Annotated in this window: 19 protein-coding genes and 4 tRNA genes; 6 read left to right on the plus strand and 17 right to left on the minus strand. The window is 69.7% G+C overall.

The window, feature by feature from the left end; translation table 11 throughout:
• Nucleotides 1-403 precede the first annotated feature (403 nt).
• From rplL to OO62_RS24535, 8 genes are all read right to left on the minus strand, one after another.
• The gene (gene rplL, locus OO62_RS24500; protein WP_033269714.1) at nucleotides 404-787 is read right to left on the minus strand and encodes a 50S ribosomal protein L7/L12; all 384 of its coding nucleotides are present in this window, start codon (nucleotides 785-787) and stop codon (nucleotides 404-406) included.
• A 126-nt stretch (nucleotides 788-913) separates the two neighbouring features.
• Nucleotides 914-1,441 (minus strand): 50S ribosomal protein L10, encoded by a 528-nt coding sequence (rplJ, locus tag OO62_RS24505; protein ID WP_033269715.1) that lies wholly within the window; start codon nucleotides 1,439-1,441, stop codon nucleotides 914-916.
• Nucleotides 1,442-1,734: 293 nt separating this feature from the next.
• Nucleotides 1,735-2,571, minus strand: a complete 837-nt coding sequence (locus tag OO62_RS24510; RefSeq protein ID WP_467089204.1) for an SCO4651 family lipoprotein — start codon at nucleotides 2,569-2,571, stop codon at nucleotides 1,735-1,737.
• 143 nt (nucleotides 2,572-2,714) lie between these two features.
• A complete protein-coding gene (gene rplA / locus OO62_RS24515; protein ID WP_033269717.1) occupies nucleotides 2,715-3,431 on the minus strand; it encodes a 50S ribosomal protein L1 in 717 nt (238 codons plus the stop codon).
• Nucleotides 3,432-3,513: 82 nt separating this feature from the next.
• Nucleotides 3,514-3,948, minus strand: coding sequence for a 50S ribosomal protein L11 (gene rplK, locus OO62_RS24520; RefSeq protein ID WP_030803101.1), 435 nt, complete (start codon nucleotides 3,946-3,948; stop codon nucleotides 3,514-3,516).
• A gap of 180 nt (nucleotides 3,949-4,128) precedes the next feature.
• The gene (gene nusG, locus OO62_RS24525; protein ID WP_033269718.1) at nucleotides 4,129-5,043 is read right to left on the minus strand and encodes a transcription termination/antitermination protein NusG; all 915 of its coding nucleotides are present in this window, start codon (nucleotides 5,041-5,043) and stop codon (nucleotides 4,129-4,131) included.
• 73 nt (nucleotides 5,044-5,116) lie between these two features.
• Nucleotides 5,117-5,413, minus strand: a complete 297-nt coding sequence (gene secE / locus OO62_RS24530) for a preprotein translocase subunit SecE (RefSeq protein WP_033269719.1) — start codon at nucleotides 5,411-5,413, stop codon at nucleotides 5,117-5,119.
• A 101-nt stretch (nucleotides 5,414-5,514) separates the two neighbouring features.
• Nucleotides 5,515-5,587, minus strand: a tRNA-Trp gene (locus OO62_RS24535).
• 183 nt (nucleotides 5,588-5,770) lie between these two features.
• Between OO62_RS24535 and OO62_RS24540 the strand changes: the two genes are divergently transcribed.
• Nucleotides 5,771-7,006, plus strand: a complete 1,236-nt coding sequence (locus tag OO62_RS24540) for a pyridoxal phosphate-dependent aminotransferase (RefSeq protein ID WP_033269720.1) — start codon at nucleotides 5,771-5,773, stop codon at nucleotides 7,004-7,006.
• 131 nt (nucleotides 7,007-7,137) lie between these two features.
• On the plus strand, nucleotides 7,138-8,214 hold the full coding sequence (locus OO62_RS24545; RefSeq protein ID WP_228332473.1) for an adenosine deaminase: 1,077 nt from the start codon (nucleotides 7,138-7,140) through the stop codon (nucleotides 8,212-8,214).
• A 36-nt stretch (nucleotides 8,215-8,250) separates the two neighbouring features.
• Here OO62_RS24545 and OO62_RS24550 read toward each other — a convergent pair whose 3' ends face one another.
• The 6 genes from OO62_RS24550 to OO62_RS24575 form a co-directional block, all read right to left on the minus strand.
• Nucleotides 8,251-9,324 carry a UDP-N-acetylmuramate dehydrogenase gene (locus OO62_RS24550; RefSeq protein ID WP_033269721.1) on the minus strand — a complete coding sequence of 358 codons (1,074 nt, stop codon included), beginning with the start codon at nucleotides 9,322-9,324 and terminating at the stop codon, nucleotides 8,251-8,253.
• Between the two features lie 57 nt (nucleotides 9,325-9,381).
• Entirely contained in the window at nucleotides 9,382-9,816 is a 435-nt protein-coding gene (locus OO62_RS24555; RefSeq protein WP_033269722.1) for a MaoC family dehydratase, read from the minus strand.
• Nucleotide 9,817: 1 nt separating this feature from the next.
• On the minus strand, nucleotides 9,818-10,270 hold the full coding sequence (locus tag OO62_RS24560; protein WP_033269723.1) for a MaoC family dehydratase N-terminal domain-containing protein: 453 nt from the start codon (nucleotides 10,268-10,270) through the stop codon (nucleotides 9,818-9,820).
• Nucleotides 10,271-10,354: 84 nt separating this feature from the next.
• Nucleotides 10,355-10,519: a 50S ribosomal protein L33 gene (gene rpmG, locus OO62_RS24565; protein ID WP_006604855.1), complete on the minus strand. Its 165-nt coding sequence runs from the start codon at nucleotides 10,517-10,519 to the stop codon at nucleotides 10,355-10,357.
• 89 nt (nucleotides 10,520-10,608) lie between these two features.
• Nucleotides 10,609-10,681: transfer RNA gene (locus tag OO62_RS24570), tRNA-Met, on the minus strand.
• 46 nt (nucleotides 10,682-10,727) lie between these two features.
• A tRNA-Thr gene (locus OO62_RS24575) sits at nucleotides 10,728-10,800 on the minus strand.
• Nucleotides 10,801-10,982: 182 nt separating this feature from the next.
• Here OO62_RS24575 and OO62_RS24580 point away from each other — a divergent pair.
• Both OO62_RS24580 and OO62_RS24585 read left to right on the plus strand, forming a co-directional pair.
• Nucleotides 10,983-12,251, plus strand: coding sequence for an amidohydrolase family protein (locus tag OO62_RS24580; RefSeq protein WP_033269724.1), 1,269 nt, complete (start codon nucleotides 10,983-10,985; stop codon nucleotides 12,249-12,251).
• Nucleotides 12,252-12,341: 90 nt separating this feature from the next.
• Complete coding sequence (locus tag OO62_RS24585) at nucleotides 12,342-13,004, plus strand: SDR family oxidoreductase (protein ID WP_033269725.1); 663 nt, start codon at nucleotides 12,342-12,344, stop codon at nucleotides 13,002-13,004.
• Between the two features lie 74 nt (nucleotides 13,005-13,078).
• Here the strand turns inward: OO62_RS24585 and OO62_RS24590 are convergent.
• Nucleotides 13,079-13,160: transfer RNA gene (locus OO62_RS24590), tRNA-Tyr, on the minus strand.
• Nucleotides 13,161-13,349: 189 nt separating this feature from the next.
• Between OO62_RS24590 and OO62_RS24595 the strand changes: the two genes are divergently transcribed.
• Nucleotides 13,350-13,838, plus strand: coding sequence for a YajQ family cyclic di-GMP-binding protein (locus OO62_RS24595; RefSeq protein WP_033269726.1), 489 nt, complete (start codon nucleotides 13,350-13,352; stop codon nucleotides 13,836-13,838).
• 137 nt (nucleotides 13,839-13,975) lie between these two features.
• Entirely contained in the window at nucleotides 13,976-14,713 is a 738-nt protein-coding gene (locus OO62_RS24600; protein WP_129322979.1) for an antibiotic biosynthesis monooxygenase, read from the plus strand.
• A 34-nt stretch (nucleotides 14,714-14,747) separates the two neighbouring features.
• Here OO62_RS24600 and OO62_RS24605 read toward each other — a convergent pair whose 3' ends face one another.
• Together OO62_RS24605 and htpX are read right to left on the minus strand one after the other, a co-directional pair.
• A complete protein-coding gene (locus OO62_RS24605; protein WP_033269727.1) occupies nucleotides 14,748-15,140 on the minus strand; it encodes a YccF domain-containing protein in 393 nt (130 codons plus the stop codon).
• Between the two features lie 133 nt (nucleotides 15,141-15,273).
• Nucleotides 15,274-16,140: a zinc metalloprotease HtpX gene (gene htpX, locus OO62_RS24610; RefSeq protein ID WP_033269728.1), complete on the minus strand. Its 867-nt coding sequence runs from the start codon at nucleotides 16,138-16,140 to the stop codon at nucleotides 15,274-15,276.
• Nucleotides 16,141-16,189 lie beyond the last annotated feature (49 nt).

The raw sequence follows: 16,189 nt of genomic DNA on the forward strand, positions 1-16,189 counted from the left end.
ACCGTGATACCGACCTTCTCCCTCCGGGACGTCGCGTCCTCCGCGCGGGAGGATCCCCTCGTTTGTTCTTCTCATGCCCTGCGCCTGCCGAAAGCCCTGCGCCAGTGGCGCACACCGATGCTTCCCTCTTCGTCGGCGATCCATGCCTCGAACCGAGGATCGCTTCTGCGTCGCGTCCCGAGAATTGCGCGCCGCGTCCGGTTCGTCAAGGCCCCCCACCTCTGCGAGATCGTCACATGGGAGCACGTCCGGGCAACGAAGATCACCATACTCGCACTCCGGCCGGAGGCAACGCAGCCGTGTCGCGCACGCCGAAGGGCGACCACCCGCATGGGTGATCGCCCTTGGCTGTCGTCCCGTTACGCCTCAGGCGCTCAGGAGCTGAGTCAGCGACTCAGTGGGGTCACTTGACCTCGACGGAGGCACCGGCGCCCTTGAGGGCCTCGGCGGCCTTCTCGGCGGCGTCCTTGGCGACCTTCTCGAGGACCGGCTTCGGGGTGCCGTCCACGAGGTCCTTGGCCTCCTTCAGGCCCAGGGAGGTCAGCTCACGCACGACCTTGATGACCTGGATCTTCTTGTCGCCGGCACCGGTGAGGATGACGTCGAACTCGTCCTGCTCCTCAGCGGCCTCGGCGGCCGGGGCACCCGGGCCCGCAACGGCAACGGCGGCCGGGGCGGCAGCGGTGACGTCGAACTTCTCCTCGAACGCCTTCACGAACTCGGAGAGCTCGATGAGGGTCATCTCCTCGAACTGCGCGAGCAGGTCTTCCTGGCTGAGCTTCGCCATGATGGGCGATCCTTCCACTATTTCGGCTGGTGCCGGGATGTACATGTGAGGCGGGCGTACGTCGGGCCCGCTGTGGCCTCTCCGCCTAGGCGGACCTACGCGAGAGCTGCCAATGTGCGAGCCGAATTACTCGGCACCGCCCTGCTCGGCCTGCTTGGCACGAAGCGCCTCCGCGGTGCGGACGAACTTCGAGGGAAGCGCCTGGAAGAGCGCGGCAGCCTGGGACTGCTTGCCCTTCATGGCGCCCGCCAGCTTGGCGAGCAGAACCTCGCGGGACTCGAGGTCCGCAAGCTTCTTGATCTCGTCGGCGGACAGCGCCTTGCCGTCAAGGACACCGCCCTTGATGACGAGAGAGGGGTTCTCCTTGGCGAAGTCACGAAGACCCTTTGCCGCCTCGACCGGGTCACCGGTCACAAAGGCGACAGCCGTCGAGCCACTGAGGTGCTCGTCCAGCTGAATCCCGGCCTCATTGGCCGCGATCTTGGTCAGCGTGTTCTTCACCACACGGTACTGAGCGTTCTCGCCGAGCGAACGACGCAGCTGCTTGAGCTGCGCCACAGTCAGTCCGGTGTAAGAGGTCACAACAGCTGCGTTGGAGTTACGGAGCTTCTCCGTGATCTCCTCAACAGCTGCGATCTTGTCGGACGTCGCCATGAGCCTCGGCCTCCTTCCGGGTGATGAGGACCGCGCAGAAGGGGCTGGGCAAAACAAACGCCCCGGCGCAGGCGCACGGGGCGAGGCTCGACCGGGCTCACACCCGGGAGTTCTTCCACAGTCACACCTGCGCAGGCCGTCCGCAGCTAGCGGATCCTTCGGCCACCACACGCCCGGGAATCGGACGCGCAGAGACAACCAGCGGTCTTTGGCTTCCCGCATACGGTACGGGAGCGACCTGCGTCAGGCAAATCGGCCGGGAGGGCCCAGCGAGCCCCTCCCGGCCGCACCACTCAGGGGCTGGGGGGCGTCAGGACATCGCTCGCCGGCGGCGGCGTCACGTCCACCTTGGTGCCGTAGTGCGAGTAGTAGACCGTCGAGTCGGTCGCCTGCCGACCGTTCATCTGCTCACGCTTCTTGACGAGCAGGTTGTCCGAGCTGACCCACAGGTCGATGGTCTCCGTCGTCGCACCGGTCTGCTTCAGCTGCTGCTGCAGCGCCTTCAGGTCGGCTTCGCTGAGCCCCTTGGACTGCATCTTCAGCAGCTCGGCCACCTCGACCGTGCCGGTGTAGTGGGTCGCCTGGACGCCGCGGACGTCCTCCTTGCCCGCCTCCTTGACCTTGCCGGAGGCGATCAGCAGATCCACCGACTTGCCGGGGTCGTTGTTCTGCAGGGCGTCCTTCATCATGGCGCCGGCCGGGCCCTGCTTGGCCAGCCTCTCGTAGTCGTACTTGATCCAGTTCTTGCCGCCCATGGGCGTGCCTATGTTCATGTACATCGCCTGCGGCGTGTAGAGCGCCTTCATCGGCTTGCCGGAGCCCATGGGCTGACCGCCGGACATGGTGATGTCGAGGGTCATGTTGATGCCGTTCGACCAGTCCATCGCGCCCTTCATGGTGCGCGTGGTCGGCCCGACCTTCTGCGTGCCGTCGATCTCGGCGGACTTCTTGCTGCCCACCTGCTGCGAAGCCGCCTTCAGCGACGCCAGCGCCGCGTCCAGCGGCGACTTGTTCGATCCCGCCCCGCCGCCGCTCCCGCCGGCGTTGTCACTCTTCCCGCCGTTACAGGCGGTAAGACCGGCAACCATGACAACTCCCGCCACGACGGCGGCAATACGCGTGCTACGCACTGAGGCTCCCCCTTTAGATCTCCCTTATGGACCTCGGGGCGACTCTAGACCAAACGGGTGACACGCACGCGTCAGGCCCCGCTCTCCTTGGCGGAGGGCGGGGCCTGCGGTGCTACTGCGCTACGAGGCGTCGATCAGGGAGATCAGACGGCCTCGTCCTCGACGAGGAGGTTGCGGGTGCGGTTGGCGTCCAGCGGGATGCCGGGGCCCATCGTGGTGGTGATGGTCGCCTTCTTGATGTAGCGGCCCTTGGCAGCGGACGGCTTGAGGCGGTTGATCTCCTCGAGCGCCGCGGCGTAGTTCTCCACCAGCTTGGTCTCGTCGAAGGAGACCTTGCCGATGATGAAGTGGAGGTTCGCGTGCTTGTCCACGCGGAACTCGATCTTGCCGCCCTTGATGTCGGTGACAGCCTTGGCGACATCCGGGGTGACGGTGCCGGTCTTCGGGTTCGGCATCAGACCACGCGGACCGAGCACGCGGCCGAGGCGGCCGACCTTGCCCATGAGGTCCGGGGTGGCGACGACGGCGTCGAAGTCCAGGCGGCCCTTGGCGACCTCGTCGATCAGTTCGTCCGAGCCGACGATGTCGGCGCCGGCGGCTTCCGCGGCCGCAGCACGGTCACCGGTCGCGAAGACCAGGACCCGGGCGGTCTTACCGGTGCCGTGCGGGAGGTTCACGGTGCCACGGACCATCTGGTCGGCCTTGCGCGGGTCGACACCCAGACGCATGGCGACCTCGACGGTCGCGTCGAACTTGGCGGACGAGGTCTCCTTGGCGAGACGGACGGCCTCGAGCGGGGCGTACTGACGCTCCCGGTCGATCTTCGCGTCCGCGTTGCGAAGAGTCTTGCTGCGCTTCACTTCTGCTCCTGATGCAGTGGGGTGGAGTCGTGGTCCGGACCAGCGCCTGGTCCTGCCACGGAGTGCCGTGAGGGGCTGAGGATCAGCCCTCGACCGTGATGCCCATGGAGCGGGCGGTGCCGGCGATGATCTTCTCGGCGGCGTCCAGGTCGTTGGCGTTCAGGTCGGGCATCTTGGTGGTGGCGATGTCACGGACCTGGTCGCGGGTGATCTTGGCGACCTTGGTCTTGTGCGGCTCGCCGGAGCCCTTCTCCACGCCCGCGGCCTTCAGGATGAGCTTCGCGGCCGGCGGGGTCTTGGTGACGAAGGTGAAGGAACGGTCCTCGTAGACCGTGATCTCCACCGGCACGACCATGCCACGCTGCGACTCGGTCGCGGCGTTGTAGGCCTTGCAGAACTCCATGATGTTGACGCCGTGCTGGCCCAGCGCGGGGCCGACCGGCGGAGCCGGGTTTGCGGCGCCGGCGCTGATCTGGAGCTTGATAAGCCCCGTGACCTTCTTCTTCTTGGGAGGCATGCTCTCTCCGGGTCCTAGTGAGAGGTGTTTCGCCAGTCCATCCGGTCATCCGGATGGAGGCATACCGCACAACGATAACGGGTATGGTCGTGCGGCCAAAAACCGAGCAGGTCAGACCGGCTGTGAGCCCGTCTGACCTGGTCGGTGGTCGGTGGTCCGGAAGAACCCTGTTCTTCCGGCTCAGTTCTTCTGGATCTGGTCGAAGGACAGCTCGACCGGGGTCTCGCGGCCGAAGATCTCGACCAGGCCCTTGACCTTCTTCGAGTCGGCGTTGATCTCGTTGATCGTCGCCTGCAGCGTCGCGAACGGGCCGTCGGTGACGGTGACCGAGTCGCCCACCTCGAAGTCCAGCACCTGGACCTCGACCTTGCGGGACGGCGCCGGCTTGCCCTCGGCCGCGGCGGCCTCCTTGGCGGCCTTCTCCTCGGCCTCCGGGGCGAGCATCTTGACGATCTCGTCCAGCGTCAGCGGGTAGGGGTCGTAGGCGTTGCCGACGAAGCCGGTGACGCCCGGCGTGTTGCGCACGACGCCCCAGGACTCGTTCGTCAGGTCCATGCGCACGAGCACGTAGCCCGGGAGCTTGTTCTGGCGGATGGTCTTGCGCTCGCCGTTCTTGATCTGCGCGACCTCTTCCTGCGGCACCTCGGCCTGGAAGATGTAGTCCTCGACGTTCAGCGAGACGGCGCGCTGCTCGAGGTTGGTCTTCACGCGGTTCTCGTAGCCCGCGTAGGTGTGGATGACGTACCACTCGCCGGGCAGGCCACGCAGCTCGTCGCGGAGGGCGGTCACCGGGTCGACCGGCTCCTGCTCCTCCTCAACGGCCTCGTCCTCGGCGATCTCAGCCTCGTCCTCGGCGGCCTCGTCCTCGGCGACCTCTGCCGCGGCCTCGGCCTCGTCCTCGATGTGCACCGCAGCCTGCTCGGCGGGCTCACCGGCTTCGGCGTCCTCGGCGTCGAGCTCGTCGACGGTGTCGGCACCCTCGATGATCTCTTGCTCGGTGTCGTCGCCCACGACCTCGGCCGAGACAGCCGCGTCAACGTCGGCCGCTGCCGTCTCGGCGGATTCGGCGGCGTCGTTCAGGTTCGGGTCAGACACGGTGGCTGCTTCTTCCTGGCTTCAAGGGGTTGAACATGCGAAATAGGCGCCCGCGCAGGCGCCCTCCGCGGGATCAGCCGAAGACGTACCCGACGACTCGGTTGATTCCCAAGTCAATCACGGTTACGAGGCCGATGATGATGACAACGAAGACGATCACCACACTGGTGTACGTCGTCAGCTGGCCGCGCGTGGGCCAGACGACCTTGCGGAGTTCCGCGATGACCTGGCGGTAGAAGAGCGCGAGACGCGCGAAAGGCCCCTTCTTGCCGCGCTTGCCGCCGCGGCGGGGCTTCTTCTGGGACTCAGCGGCCTCGTCCTCGGAGCGACCGCGCTCAGGCATGTCGATGGAGCCCAGGGCGTCCGTCACTCGTCCTCACCTGAATCCGGGTCGTGGCCGTGCCGCGCCCGGTGGAGCCGCACGGCGGTGCATACGTACGCCTGCACGCACTGAGGTGAGAGTGCGTGTAGCAGGGCCGGAGGGACTTGAACCCCCAACCGCTGGTTTTGGAGACCAGTGCTCTACCAATTGAGCTACGACCCTTTGTGGTTCCCCCAACCTACCGCATGCGGTCGACTGCACCAGGTGCGTGCGCCGCGGCGACCCGTTGGAGGCCAACGGTCAGCGAGTGTACGTGTTTCCGGGCCGGGCGTCGAACACGATTGTCCCGGGGAGGCCCCGCAAACCCGTGTGTCGGGCAGGTGGGGGGTCTGCAACGATGCATGTATGAGCGCTGCAAACCCTTCCGCATCGTCCCCCACCGACCGCCGGGTCTCGGCCCGGGTCGGTTCGATCTCCGAGTCCGCGACGCTCGCCGTCGACGCCAAGGCGAAGGCCCTCAAGGCCGCCGGACGACCGGTGATCGGCTTCGGCGCCGGTGAGCCCGACTTCCCCACCCCCGGCTACATCGTCGACGCGGCGATCGAGGCGTGCCGCAACCCGAAGTTCCACCGTTACACGCCGGCCGGCGGTCTCCCCGAGCTCAAGTCCGCGATCGCCGCGAAGACGCTGCGCGACTCCGGTTACGAGATCGAGGCCGCGAACGTACTGGTGACGAACGGCGGCAAGCAGGCCATCTACGAGGCGTTCGCCGCCATCCTGGACCCGGGTGACGAGGTCATCGTCCCCGCGCCGTACTGGACGACCTACCCCGAGTCGATCCGGCTCGCGGGCGGCGTGCCGGTCGACGTGGTGGCCGACGAGACCACCGGCTACCGCGTGACCGTCGACCAGCTGGAGGCGGCCCGTACGGAGCGCACGAAGGTGCTGCTGTTCGTCTCGCCGTCGAACCCGACCGGCGCGGTCTACACCCGCGAGCAGGTGGAGGCGGTCGGCCGCTGGGCCGCCTCGCACGGCCTGTGGGTGCTGACCGACGAGATCTACGAGCACCTGGTCTACGGAGACGCCCAGTTCTCGTCGCTGCCGGTGGTGGTGCCCGAGCTGCGCGACAAGTGCATCATCGTCAACGGCGTGGCGAAGACGTACGCGATGACCGGCTGGCGGGTGGGCTGGGCGATCGGCCCGAAGGACGTCATCAAGGCCGCCACGAACCTCCAGTCGCACGCCACCTCGAACGTCTCCAACGTCGCGCAGGCCGCGGCCATCGCGGCGGTCTCCGGCGACCTCGCGGCCGTCGAGGAGATGAAGGTCGCCTTCGACCGGCGGCGCAAGACGATCGTGCGGATGCTCAACGAGATCGACGGCGTGCTGTGCCCGGAGCCGGAGGGCGCGTTCTACGCGTACCCCTCGGTGAAGGAGCTCCTGGGCAAGGAGATCCGCGGCAAGCGCCCGCAGACCAGCGTGGAGCTGGCCGAGCTGATCCTGGAGGAGGCGGAGGTCGCCGTCGTCCCGGGTGAAGCCTTCGGCACCCCCGGCTACCTGCGGCTTTCGTACGCGCTGGGTGACGAGGACCTGGTGGAGGGCGTGTCCCGGATCCAGAAGCTGCTGGCGGAGGCCAAGTAGCCACCTACGGACATCCGTATGTGCCGAGCGGGCGGTCGGACGCGTTCCGGCCGCCCGCTCGCGCGTTCTTCCGGACACCCCTTCGGGAAAGGCCCTACCGGCGTGCCGCCCGGATACGGCAAGATCCTCAGATGGAGCACTCTTCAGCGGGGCACCCCCCGAACCCCCCGAGCACTCATGCCCATGGCGGTGCCGCTGTCCGAGACCTGCGCCGGCTGCCGAAGGCCCATCTGCACCTGCACTTCACCGGTTCGATGCGGCCCGCGACCCTGCTGGACCTCGCCGACAAGTACGGCGTGCACCTGCCGGAGGCCCTGCGCGGCGGTGAGCCACCCCAACTGCGGGCCACGGACGAGCGCGGCTGGTTCCGTTTCCAGCGCCTCTACGACATCGCCCGCTCGTGCCTGCGCGCCCCCGAGGACATCCAGCGGCTGGTGTTCGAGGCCGCCCAGGAGGACGTCCGGGACGGTTCGCGCTGGCTGGAGATCCAGGTCGACCCGACCTCGTACGCCCCGCGGCTGGGCGGGCTGATCCCGGCGCTGGAGATCATCCTGGACGCGGTGGACCGCGCCTCCCGCGACACCGGCCTGGGCATCCGCGTGCTGATCGCGGCGAACCGCATGAAGCACCCGCTGGACGCCCGTACGCTCGCGCGGCTCGCGGTGCGCTTCGCGGACCGGGGCGTGATCGGCTTCGGACTCTCCAACGACGAACGCCGGGGATTCGCCAGGGACTTCGACCGTGCCTTCGCCATCGCCCGGGAGGGCGGCCTGCTGGCGGCGCCGCACGGCGGTGAGCTGTCCGGGCCGGCCAGCGTCCGGGACTGCCTGGACGATCTGCACGCCGGCCGGATCGGCCACGGCGTACGGGCCGCCGAGGACCCCGCGCTGCTGCGCCGGCTGGCCTCGCGCCAGGTGACGTGCGAGGTGTGCCCGGCGTCGAACGTGGCGCTGGGGGTGTACGAGAAGCCCGAGGACGTGCCGCTGCGGACGCTCTTCGACGCCGGGGTGCCGATGGCGCTGGGCGCGGACGACCCGCTGCTGTTCGGCGCGCGGCTGGCCGCGCAGTACGAGATCGCCCGTACCGCGCACAGCTTCACCGACGAGGAGCTGGCCGAGCTGGCCCGCCAGTCGGTCCGCGGCTCCCGCGCCCCTCAGGACGAGCAGCAGCGGCTGCTGACGGACATCGACGCCTGGCTGGCCGGATGAGCCGCGGCCCGGCCGCGCGGGCCGGGCCGGAGCCGCTCAGAGGCTGACGCCGACCGTCACCGGTTCGTTGACGAGCGTGATGCCGAAGGCCGCGTGGACGCCGTCCCGGACCTCGCGGGCCAGGGCGAGCAGGTCCTCGGTGGTGGCCTCGCCGCGGTTGGTGAGGGCGAGCGTGTGCTTGGTGGAGATGCGGGCCGGGCCGCTGCCGTAGCCCTTGGTGAAGCCGGCGCGGTCGATCAGCCAGGCCGCGGAGGTCTTCACCAGGCCGTCGCCTGCCGGGAAGGCGGGCGGGGCGGTGTCGGGGCCGAGGCGGTCCCGGACGCGCTCCAGGAAGGCGGTGTGCTCGGCCTCGGTGAGGATCGGGTTGGTGAAGAAGGAGCCGGCCGACCAGGTGTCGTGGTCCGCCGGGTCCAGCACCATGCCCTTGCCGGCCCGCAGCGCCAGGACGGTCTTGCGGGCGACGGCGGCCGGGACCCGGTCACCGGGCTCGACGCCGAGGGCGCGGGCGGTCTCGGCGTACTTCAGGGGCGCGGAGAGCCCCCCGGCGTCCTCCAGGGCGAAGCGCACCCGCAGCACCACGAACCGGTCGGGGTGCGCCTTGAAACGGCTGTGCCGGTAGGAGAAGCCGCACTCCTCGCCCGGGAGCGTGACGGTCTCGCCGGCCCGGCGGTCGTAGGCGACCACCTCGGTGATCGTGGCGGAGACCTCCTGGCCGTACGCGCCCACGTTCTGGATCGGGGTGGCGCCCGCCGAGCCGGGGATGCCGGCCAGGCACTCGATGCCGGCCAGCCCGGCCTCGACCGTGCGGGCGACCGCGTCGGACCAGTTCTCGCCGGCGGCCAGCTCCAGCGCCGTGCCGTCGAGGGTGAAGCCGCTGGTGGCGATCCGCAGGGCCGTACCGTCGAAGCCCTTGTCGCCGATGACGAGGTTGCTGCCGCCGCCGATGAGCAGCAGCGGGGTGCCGGCGTCGTCGGCCGAGCGGACGGCTGCGATCACCTCGTCGTCGGTGGTGGCCGTGACGAGGCGGGTCGCCGGGCCGCCGAGCCGGAAGGTGGTCAGCGGGGCGAGGGGGGCGTTGTCTTCTACGGTTGCCACGTGTCGTTCCTGCACCCGCCCAAGAGTACGGGGGCGGCCCGGCGGTCCCGCCCGGCCGCCCCCGGCACGGGCTCAGGCCAGGCGGACCACGGCGCGGGACATGCCCAGCACCTTCTGGCCGGCGCTCATCGCGGTCAGGTCGACCCGGACCGTACGGGCGTCGTCGTCGAGCTTGGCCGCGACCTTGGCGCTGACCTCGATCAGTGCGCCGTTGTCGTCGTTGGGGACGACGACGGGCTTGGTGAAGCGCACCCCGTACTCGGCGACCGCGCCCGGGTCGCCGGCCCAGTCGGTGACCACCCGGATCGCCTCGGCCATGGTGAACATGCCGTGGGCGATGACGTCGGGCAGGCCGACCTCCTTGGCGAACTTCTCGTTCCAGTGAATCGGGTTGAAGTCACCGGAGGCGCCCGCGTAGCGCACGAGCGTGGCGCGGCTCACCGGGAAGCTCTGCGCCGGGAGTTCGGTGCCGACCTCGACGTCGTCGTAAGAGATCTGGGCGGTCATTTCATGCCTCCTCGGCGCGACGGGCCACCAGCTTGGTGAAGGCGGTCACGACGTGTTCGCCGGCCTCGTCGTGCACCTCGCCGCGGATGTCGATGATGTCGTTGCCCGCCATGGTCTTGATCGCTTCGATGGTGGAGGTGACGGCCAGCCGGTCACCGCTGCGCACCGGGCGGGTGTAGGCGAACTTCTGGTCGCCGTGCACCACCCGGCTGTAGTCCAGGCCGAGTTGCGGGTCCTCGATGACCTGTCCCGCGGCCTTGAAAGTGATGGCGAACACAAAGGTCGGCGGGGCGATCACATCGGGGTGACCGAGCGCCTTGGCTGCTTCGGCGTCGGTGTAAGCCGGGTTGGTGTCCCCGATCGCCTCGGCGAATTCGCGGATCTTTTCCCGGCCGACCTCGTACGGGTCGGTGGCCGGGTACGTACGGCCGACAAAAGACTGGTCGAGCGCCATGGGCTCGCAACCTCCGTGTACTGATGGTGATAACGCCGTGAGGCCGCCCCCACGAATGGGGACGGCCTCACGGACTAGCCTGTGTTATCGCGTCTCGCGGTGCGCGGTGTGCGAGTTGCAGCGCGGGCAGTGCTTCTTCATCTCAAGACGGTCCGGGTCGTTACGCCGGTTCTTCTTGGTGATGTAGTTCCGCTCCTTGCACTCCACGCAGGCCAGCGTGATCTTCGGGCGGACGTCGGTGGCAGCCACGTGAGTGCTCCTTGACGGACAAGTTGGACGGATGAACGCATAAAAGAGTAGCCGATCGAAGGACCGACCCCACAATCGGCTACTGTCAGTAGCGGTGACCGGACTTGAACCGGTGACACAGCGATTATGAGCCGCTTGCTCTACCGACTGAGCTACACCGCTGCGATGCGAGTGGCGCCCGCCCGAAGGCGGGTACCTCACACATCAGAGCCCCAATACGGAATCGAACCGTAGACCTTCTCCTTACCATGGAGACGCTCTGCCGACTGAGCTATTGGGGCGAGCGATGAAGACATTACACGGCCCGCCGCCAAACGTGAAATCCGTATCCGCGGCACGCCCCAACCACCCCCCGCACCACACCGGTACGACTATTTCGCGCCTGCGCGAAGCTCTCCCGGCGGCGCCCTAATCTCGGAACCACGCTGCGTGATCTTGCACGCCCGTGCCTTCGAGGAGCGCGATGTCCGACAGCAGTTCGCCGCAGCCGCAGCCCCAGCCGGGAAAGCCGGGCAGCCCCGGCCGGTACACCAGGTCGGACAGCGGCGCGCTGGTCCTGTGCGGCGCCCGGCTCGCCGACGGCCGCACCGTGGACGTACGGCTGGGCGGGGGGCGCATCGAGGCCGTCGGGACGGCCGGCAGCCTCGCCCCGCAGGGCGCCCGCGTCGACCTCGCCGGCTATCTCCTGCTCCCCGCCCCCGCCGAGCCGCACGCGCACTGCGACACCGCCCTGACCGCGGACTCCGAGGGCCCGGCCTCCGGCTCCCCCGAGGACGTCCAGCGGCGGACGACCGAGGCCGCGCTGCTCCAGCTGGGGCACGGTGCCACCGCCTCCCGCAGCCACGTCAGGATCGGCGACGTCCAGGGGCTGCGCTCGCTGGAGGCGGTGCTCCAGGCGCGCCGGTCGCTGCGCGGGCTGGCGGACCTGGCGGCGGTGGCGGTGCCCCGGGTGCTGACCGGGGTGGCCGGCGCGGACGGGCTGGCGATGCTGCGGGACGCGGTGAAGATGGGCGCCTCGGTCATCGGCGGCTGTCCCGACCTGGACCCCGATCCGGCCGGGTACGTCGAGACGGTCCTGGAGCTGGCGGGCGAACACGGCTGCCCGGTCGATCTGCACACGGACGGTGACGACCCCGCCCGGCTGGCCCGCGTCGCGGCGATGTCCGGCGGGCTGCGCCCGGGCGTCGCGCTCGGGCCGTGCGCCGGGATGGCCCGGATGCCGCGCAGTGTGGCGTCGCGGGTCGCCGAGCAGCTGGCCGCCGCCGATGTCGCCGTCGTCTGCCTGCCGCAGGGCGACTGTGCGGGCCTGGAGCGGTACGGCTCCCGGGTGGCGCGGCCGGCCCCCGTACGGCTGCTGAAGGCCGCCGGGGTGCGGGTGGCGGCCGGCAGCGGGGCGCTGCGGGACGTGGCGAACCCGGTGGGGCGCGGCGACCCGTTGGAGGCCGCCTATCTGCTGGCGTCCCTGGGGGAGGCCACTCCGGAGGCGGCGTACGACACGGTGAGTTCGGCGGCTCGGACGACGCTGGGGCTGCCGGAGGTGCGCGTCGAGGCGGGCTTCCCCGCGGAACTGCTGGCCGTGCGCGGCGAGCGGATCGCCGGGGTGCTCTCGCTCGCGTACAGCCGGATCGTGATCCACCGCGGGCGGGTGGTCGCGCGTACCAGCGCGGTGCGCGAGTACTGCGACTCGGCGGCGGAGGTGGCGCTGGAGCTGCCGCGGCAGTCACAGCGCTGAGCCGGCGGATCCAGCTGCGCGGCAAGAAGGGTTCCGCCGCTCCGGCCGGTCCCGCGCCGCCTGACGCCCCTTCGGCGTACGGTCGGGATCATGCGCATTGTCATCGCAGGTGGACATGGTCAGATCGCGCTGCGGCTGGAGCGGTTGCTCGCCAAGCGCGGGGACGAGGTGGCGGGCATCATCCGCCGGCCGGAGCAGGCCGGCGACTTGCTGGCCGCGGGCGCCGAACCGGTGGTCTGCGACCTGGAGTCGGCGTCCGTGGAGGATGTCGCCCGGCACATGGAGGGCGCCGACGCGGCCGTCTTCGCGGCGGGCGCCGGTCCGGGCAGCGGCACCGCACGCAAGGAGACGGTGGACCGCGGCGCGGCGGTGCTGTTCGCGGACGCGGCGGAGGCGACGGGCGTGCGCCGCTTCCTCGTCGTCTCCTCGATGGGCGCGGACCGTGAGCCGCCCGAGGGCACCGACCCGGTCTTCGCGACGTACCTGCGGGCGAAGGGCGCCGCGGACGCGGACGTACGGGCCCGCGCGGGGCTGGACTGGACGATCCTGCGGCCGGGCCGGCTGACGAACGACCCCGGGACCGGCCTGATCACGCTGGCCGACGCGACCGGGCCCGGCGAGGTTTCACGCGATGACGTGGCGGCCACCCTGGTGGCACTGCTCGACGAGCCGGGCACCGTCGGCCGCACGCTGGAGCTGATCAGTGGGGACGTGCCGGTGGAGGACGCGGTGCGGGCGGTCGCGAACCACTGAGGCACGGTGCCGGCGCGGCACACGAAAAGGCCCCTGAATCGCATTTCTACGATTCAGGGGCCTTTCCACACCTGTGGCGGCGCCAGGATTCGAACCTGGGAAGGCGAAGCCGGCAGATTTACAGTCTGCTCCCTTTGGCCGCTCGGGCACACCGCCAGGGTTTGCTGCCGGGAGATCCGCTGTGGGCGGCGCTCCGTGGCAACGACGTAAACCATACCCGATGGCTGGGGGTGGTTCGCCACCCGATTCGTGAGCGCTGGATCTTGGTCGGGTGGCTAGGCTGGGCAGGCGGTCCGGGGACGGACCGCAGCCGTGACGGATCTAGGTACGAGGAGCCAACTCAACATGGCCGACTCCAGTTTCGACATCGTCTCGAAGGTAGAGCGGCAGGAGGTCGACAACGCCCTCAACCAGGCCGCCAAGGAGATCTCGACGCGCTACGACTTCAAGGGCGTGGACGCCTCGATCGCATGGTCGGGCGAGAAGATCGAGATGCGGGCCAACGCCGAGGAGCGGGTCAAGGCCGTGCTCGACATCTTCCAGTCCAAGCTGGTCAAGCGCGGGATCTCGCTGAAGGCGCTGGACGCCGGTGAGCCGCAGGCTTCGGGCAAGGAGTACAAGATCTTCGCCTCCGTGGAGGAGGGGATCTCGCAGGAGAACGCGAAGAAGGTCGCCAAGATCATTCGCGATGAGGGTCCCAAGGGCGTCAAGGCGCAGGTGCAGGGCGACGAGCTGCGCGTCACCTCGAAAAGCCGGGACGACCTGCAGGCGGTGCAGCAGCTGCTGAAGGGCAAGGACCTGGACTTCGCGATCCAGTTCGTGAACTACCGGTAGCAGTCCGGCTTTCGGGTGCCTTCGGATGGGGCGGTGCGCTGCGGCGTGCCGCCCCACCGGCGTTTCCCGGGCCGCCGTACGGGGATTCCGCGCGGACCGCTTGACCTCGATCTTGGTTGAGGTTGCAGGGTCGTCGCATGACTACTTCTCACGACGTGCGCAAGAACCCCGCCGGCGGGGCCGGGGGCGGTTTTCTGGTGGATGTGTTCCCTCAGGTGCGACGGCCGGATGCCGGGACGGTGCTGATCAGCGAGTGGGACGCGGGCGGCCCCGAAGGGCAGCGGGCGGTCCTGGAGGGGGTGGCCCGCGCCTGGGAGGAGACGCCGCTGCCGGCGGACTTCCTCTCCCGGGTGCTGTTCGCCGGGACGGACGGGCGCAGCGTGCTCAATTACGCCCAGTGGACGAGCGAGGCGGCGCACCGGGAGTTCGTCCGGAGTGAGGACACCGGCCTGAGCGAGCGGATCGCGGCGGCGCTGGACGCGGTGGGGGACGTCGGCAACGAGGGGCCCGCCCGTTACCGGCTGTACCGCAGCATGCTGCCCGAGGAGGAGCCGGAGGCCCCGGGCTGCGTCGTCCGCGTCGCCTTCCGGACGACGGGGCACGACGCGGCCCGGGAGCTCGTCGACGGGCTGTTCGGCCTGCTGGGCGAGCGGCAGCAGGGCTCCGGTGCGATCGCCTCGCACTTCCACATCAGCGAGGACGGCACCCGGATCGTCAACTACAGCGAGTGGACGACCCCGGAGGCCCACCAGCGGGTGGTCGACGCACGGCTCGGGGGCGGCGGTGAGGTGATGCGGTTCATCAACGGCCTGCCGGGGGTCGAGCCGCTCGGTTTCCGGCGCTACGTGGCCCCACGGGGGCTCGTACGGGCGTGAGGCGAGGGCGCGGGGCTCCGGGGTGCTCCCGGGGTCAGCGGGTGGCGAACGGCTGGTCCGTGGGGACGATGTCGCGGCCCAGGGGCACCAGGGAGATCGGGATCATCTTGAAGTTGGCGATGCCGAAGGGGATGCCGATGATCGTCACGCACAGGGCCAGACCGGTGACGATGTGCCCCAGGGCCAGCCACCAGCCCGCGAAGATGATCCAGATGACGTTGCCGACCGCCGACCCGACGCCGGCGTCGTGCCGCAGGACCGTGGTCCGTCCGAAGGGCCACAGGGCGTAGCCGGCGATCCGGAAGGACGCGATGCCGAACGGGATCGTGATGATCAGGATGCAGCAGATGATCCCGGCGAGGACGTAGCCGATGGCCAGCCAGAAGCCGCTGAGGACCAGCCAGAGGACGTTGAGGAGGGTTTTCATGATCGGCAGCCTTCCACGGGCACGGCGGGAACACATCTGAATCTGCCGTGCTAGACGCACCGGAGCCGGTTGAACGTTGCAATCATCATGCGACGGGCGGGTGGGGGCGGCCAGCCGCCCGTCGCGGCCGGCCTCACGGGTGGCGGTGGCCCGCCATCTGTTCGAGGCGGGTGATCCGCTCGCCCATCGGCGGGTGGGTGGAGAACAGCCGGGACAGGCCGCCGCCCGCGCCGAACGGGTTGGCGATCATCATGTGGCTCGCCGTCTCCAGGCGCGGCTCGGGCGGCAGGGGCAGCTGCCGGGTGCCGCTCTCCAGCTTGCGCAGGGCGGAGGCCAGGGCGAGCGGGTCGCCGGTGAGCTGGGCGCCCGAGGCGTCGGCCTCGTACTCGCGGGAGCGGCTGACGGCCAGCTGGATCAGCGAGGCCGCGACCGGCCCGAGGATCATGATCAGCAGCATGCCGAGGAGGCCGGGTCCCTCGTCGTCGTCGCTTCTGCCCAGGGGGATCAGCCAGGCGAAGTTGACCAGGAACATCACCACCGATGCCAGCGCGCCGGCCACGGAGGAGATGAGGATGTCGCGGTTGTAGACGTGGCTGAGCTCGTGGCCGATGACGCCGCGCAGCTCGCGCTCGTCGAGGAGCTGGAGGATGCCGTCGGTGCAGCAGACCGCGGCGTTGCGCGGGTTGCGGCCGGTGGCGAAGGCGTTGGGTGCCTGGGTCGGGGAGATGTACAGCCGCGGCATGGGCTGGCGGGCGGCCGTCGACAGTTCGCGGACCATCCGGTAGAGCTGCGGCGCCTCGAACTCGCTGACCGGGCGGGCCCGCATGGCCCGCAGTGCGAGCTTGTCGCTGTTCCAGTACGCGTAGGCGTTGGTGCCCAGCGCCACCAGGACGGCGATGATCAGGCCGGTACGGCCGAAGAGGCTGCCGATGACGATGATGAGGGCGGACAGCCCTCCGAGGAGTACGGCGGTCCTGAGCCCGTTGTGCCGGCGGTGCACGGTACGCCCTCCAAGCGGTGCGGCAGGGGAACCCTGTGCTTCGTTGCTC

This window comes from Streptomyces lydicus (genome assembly GCF_000717345.1).
GTDB lineage: Bacteria > Actinomycetota > Actinomycetes > Streptomycetales > Streptomycetaceae > Streptomyces > Streptomyces lydicus.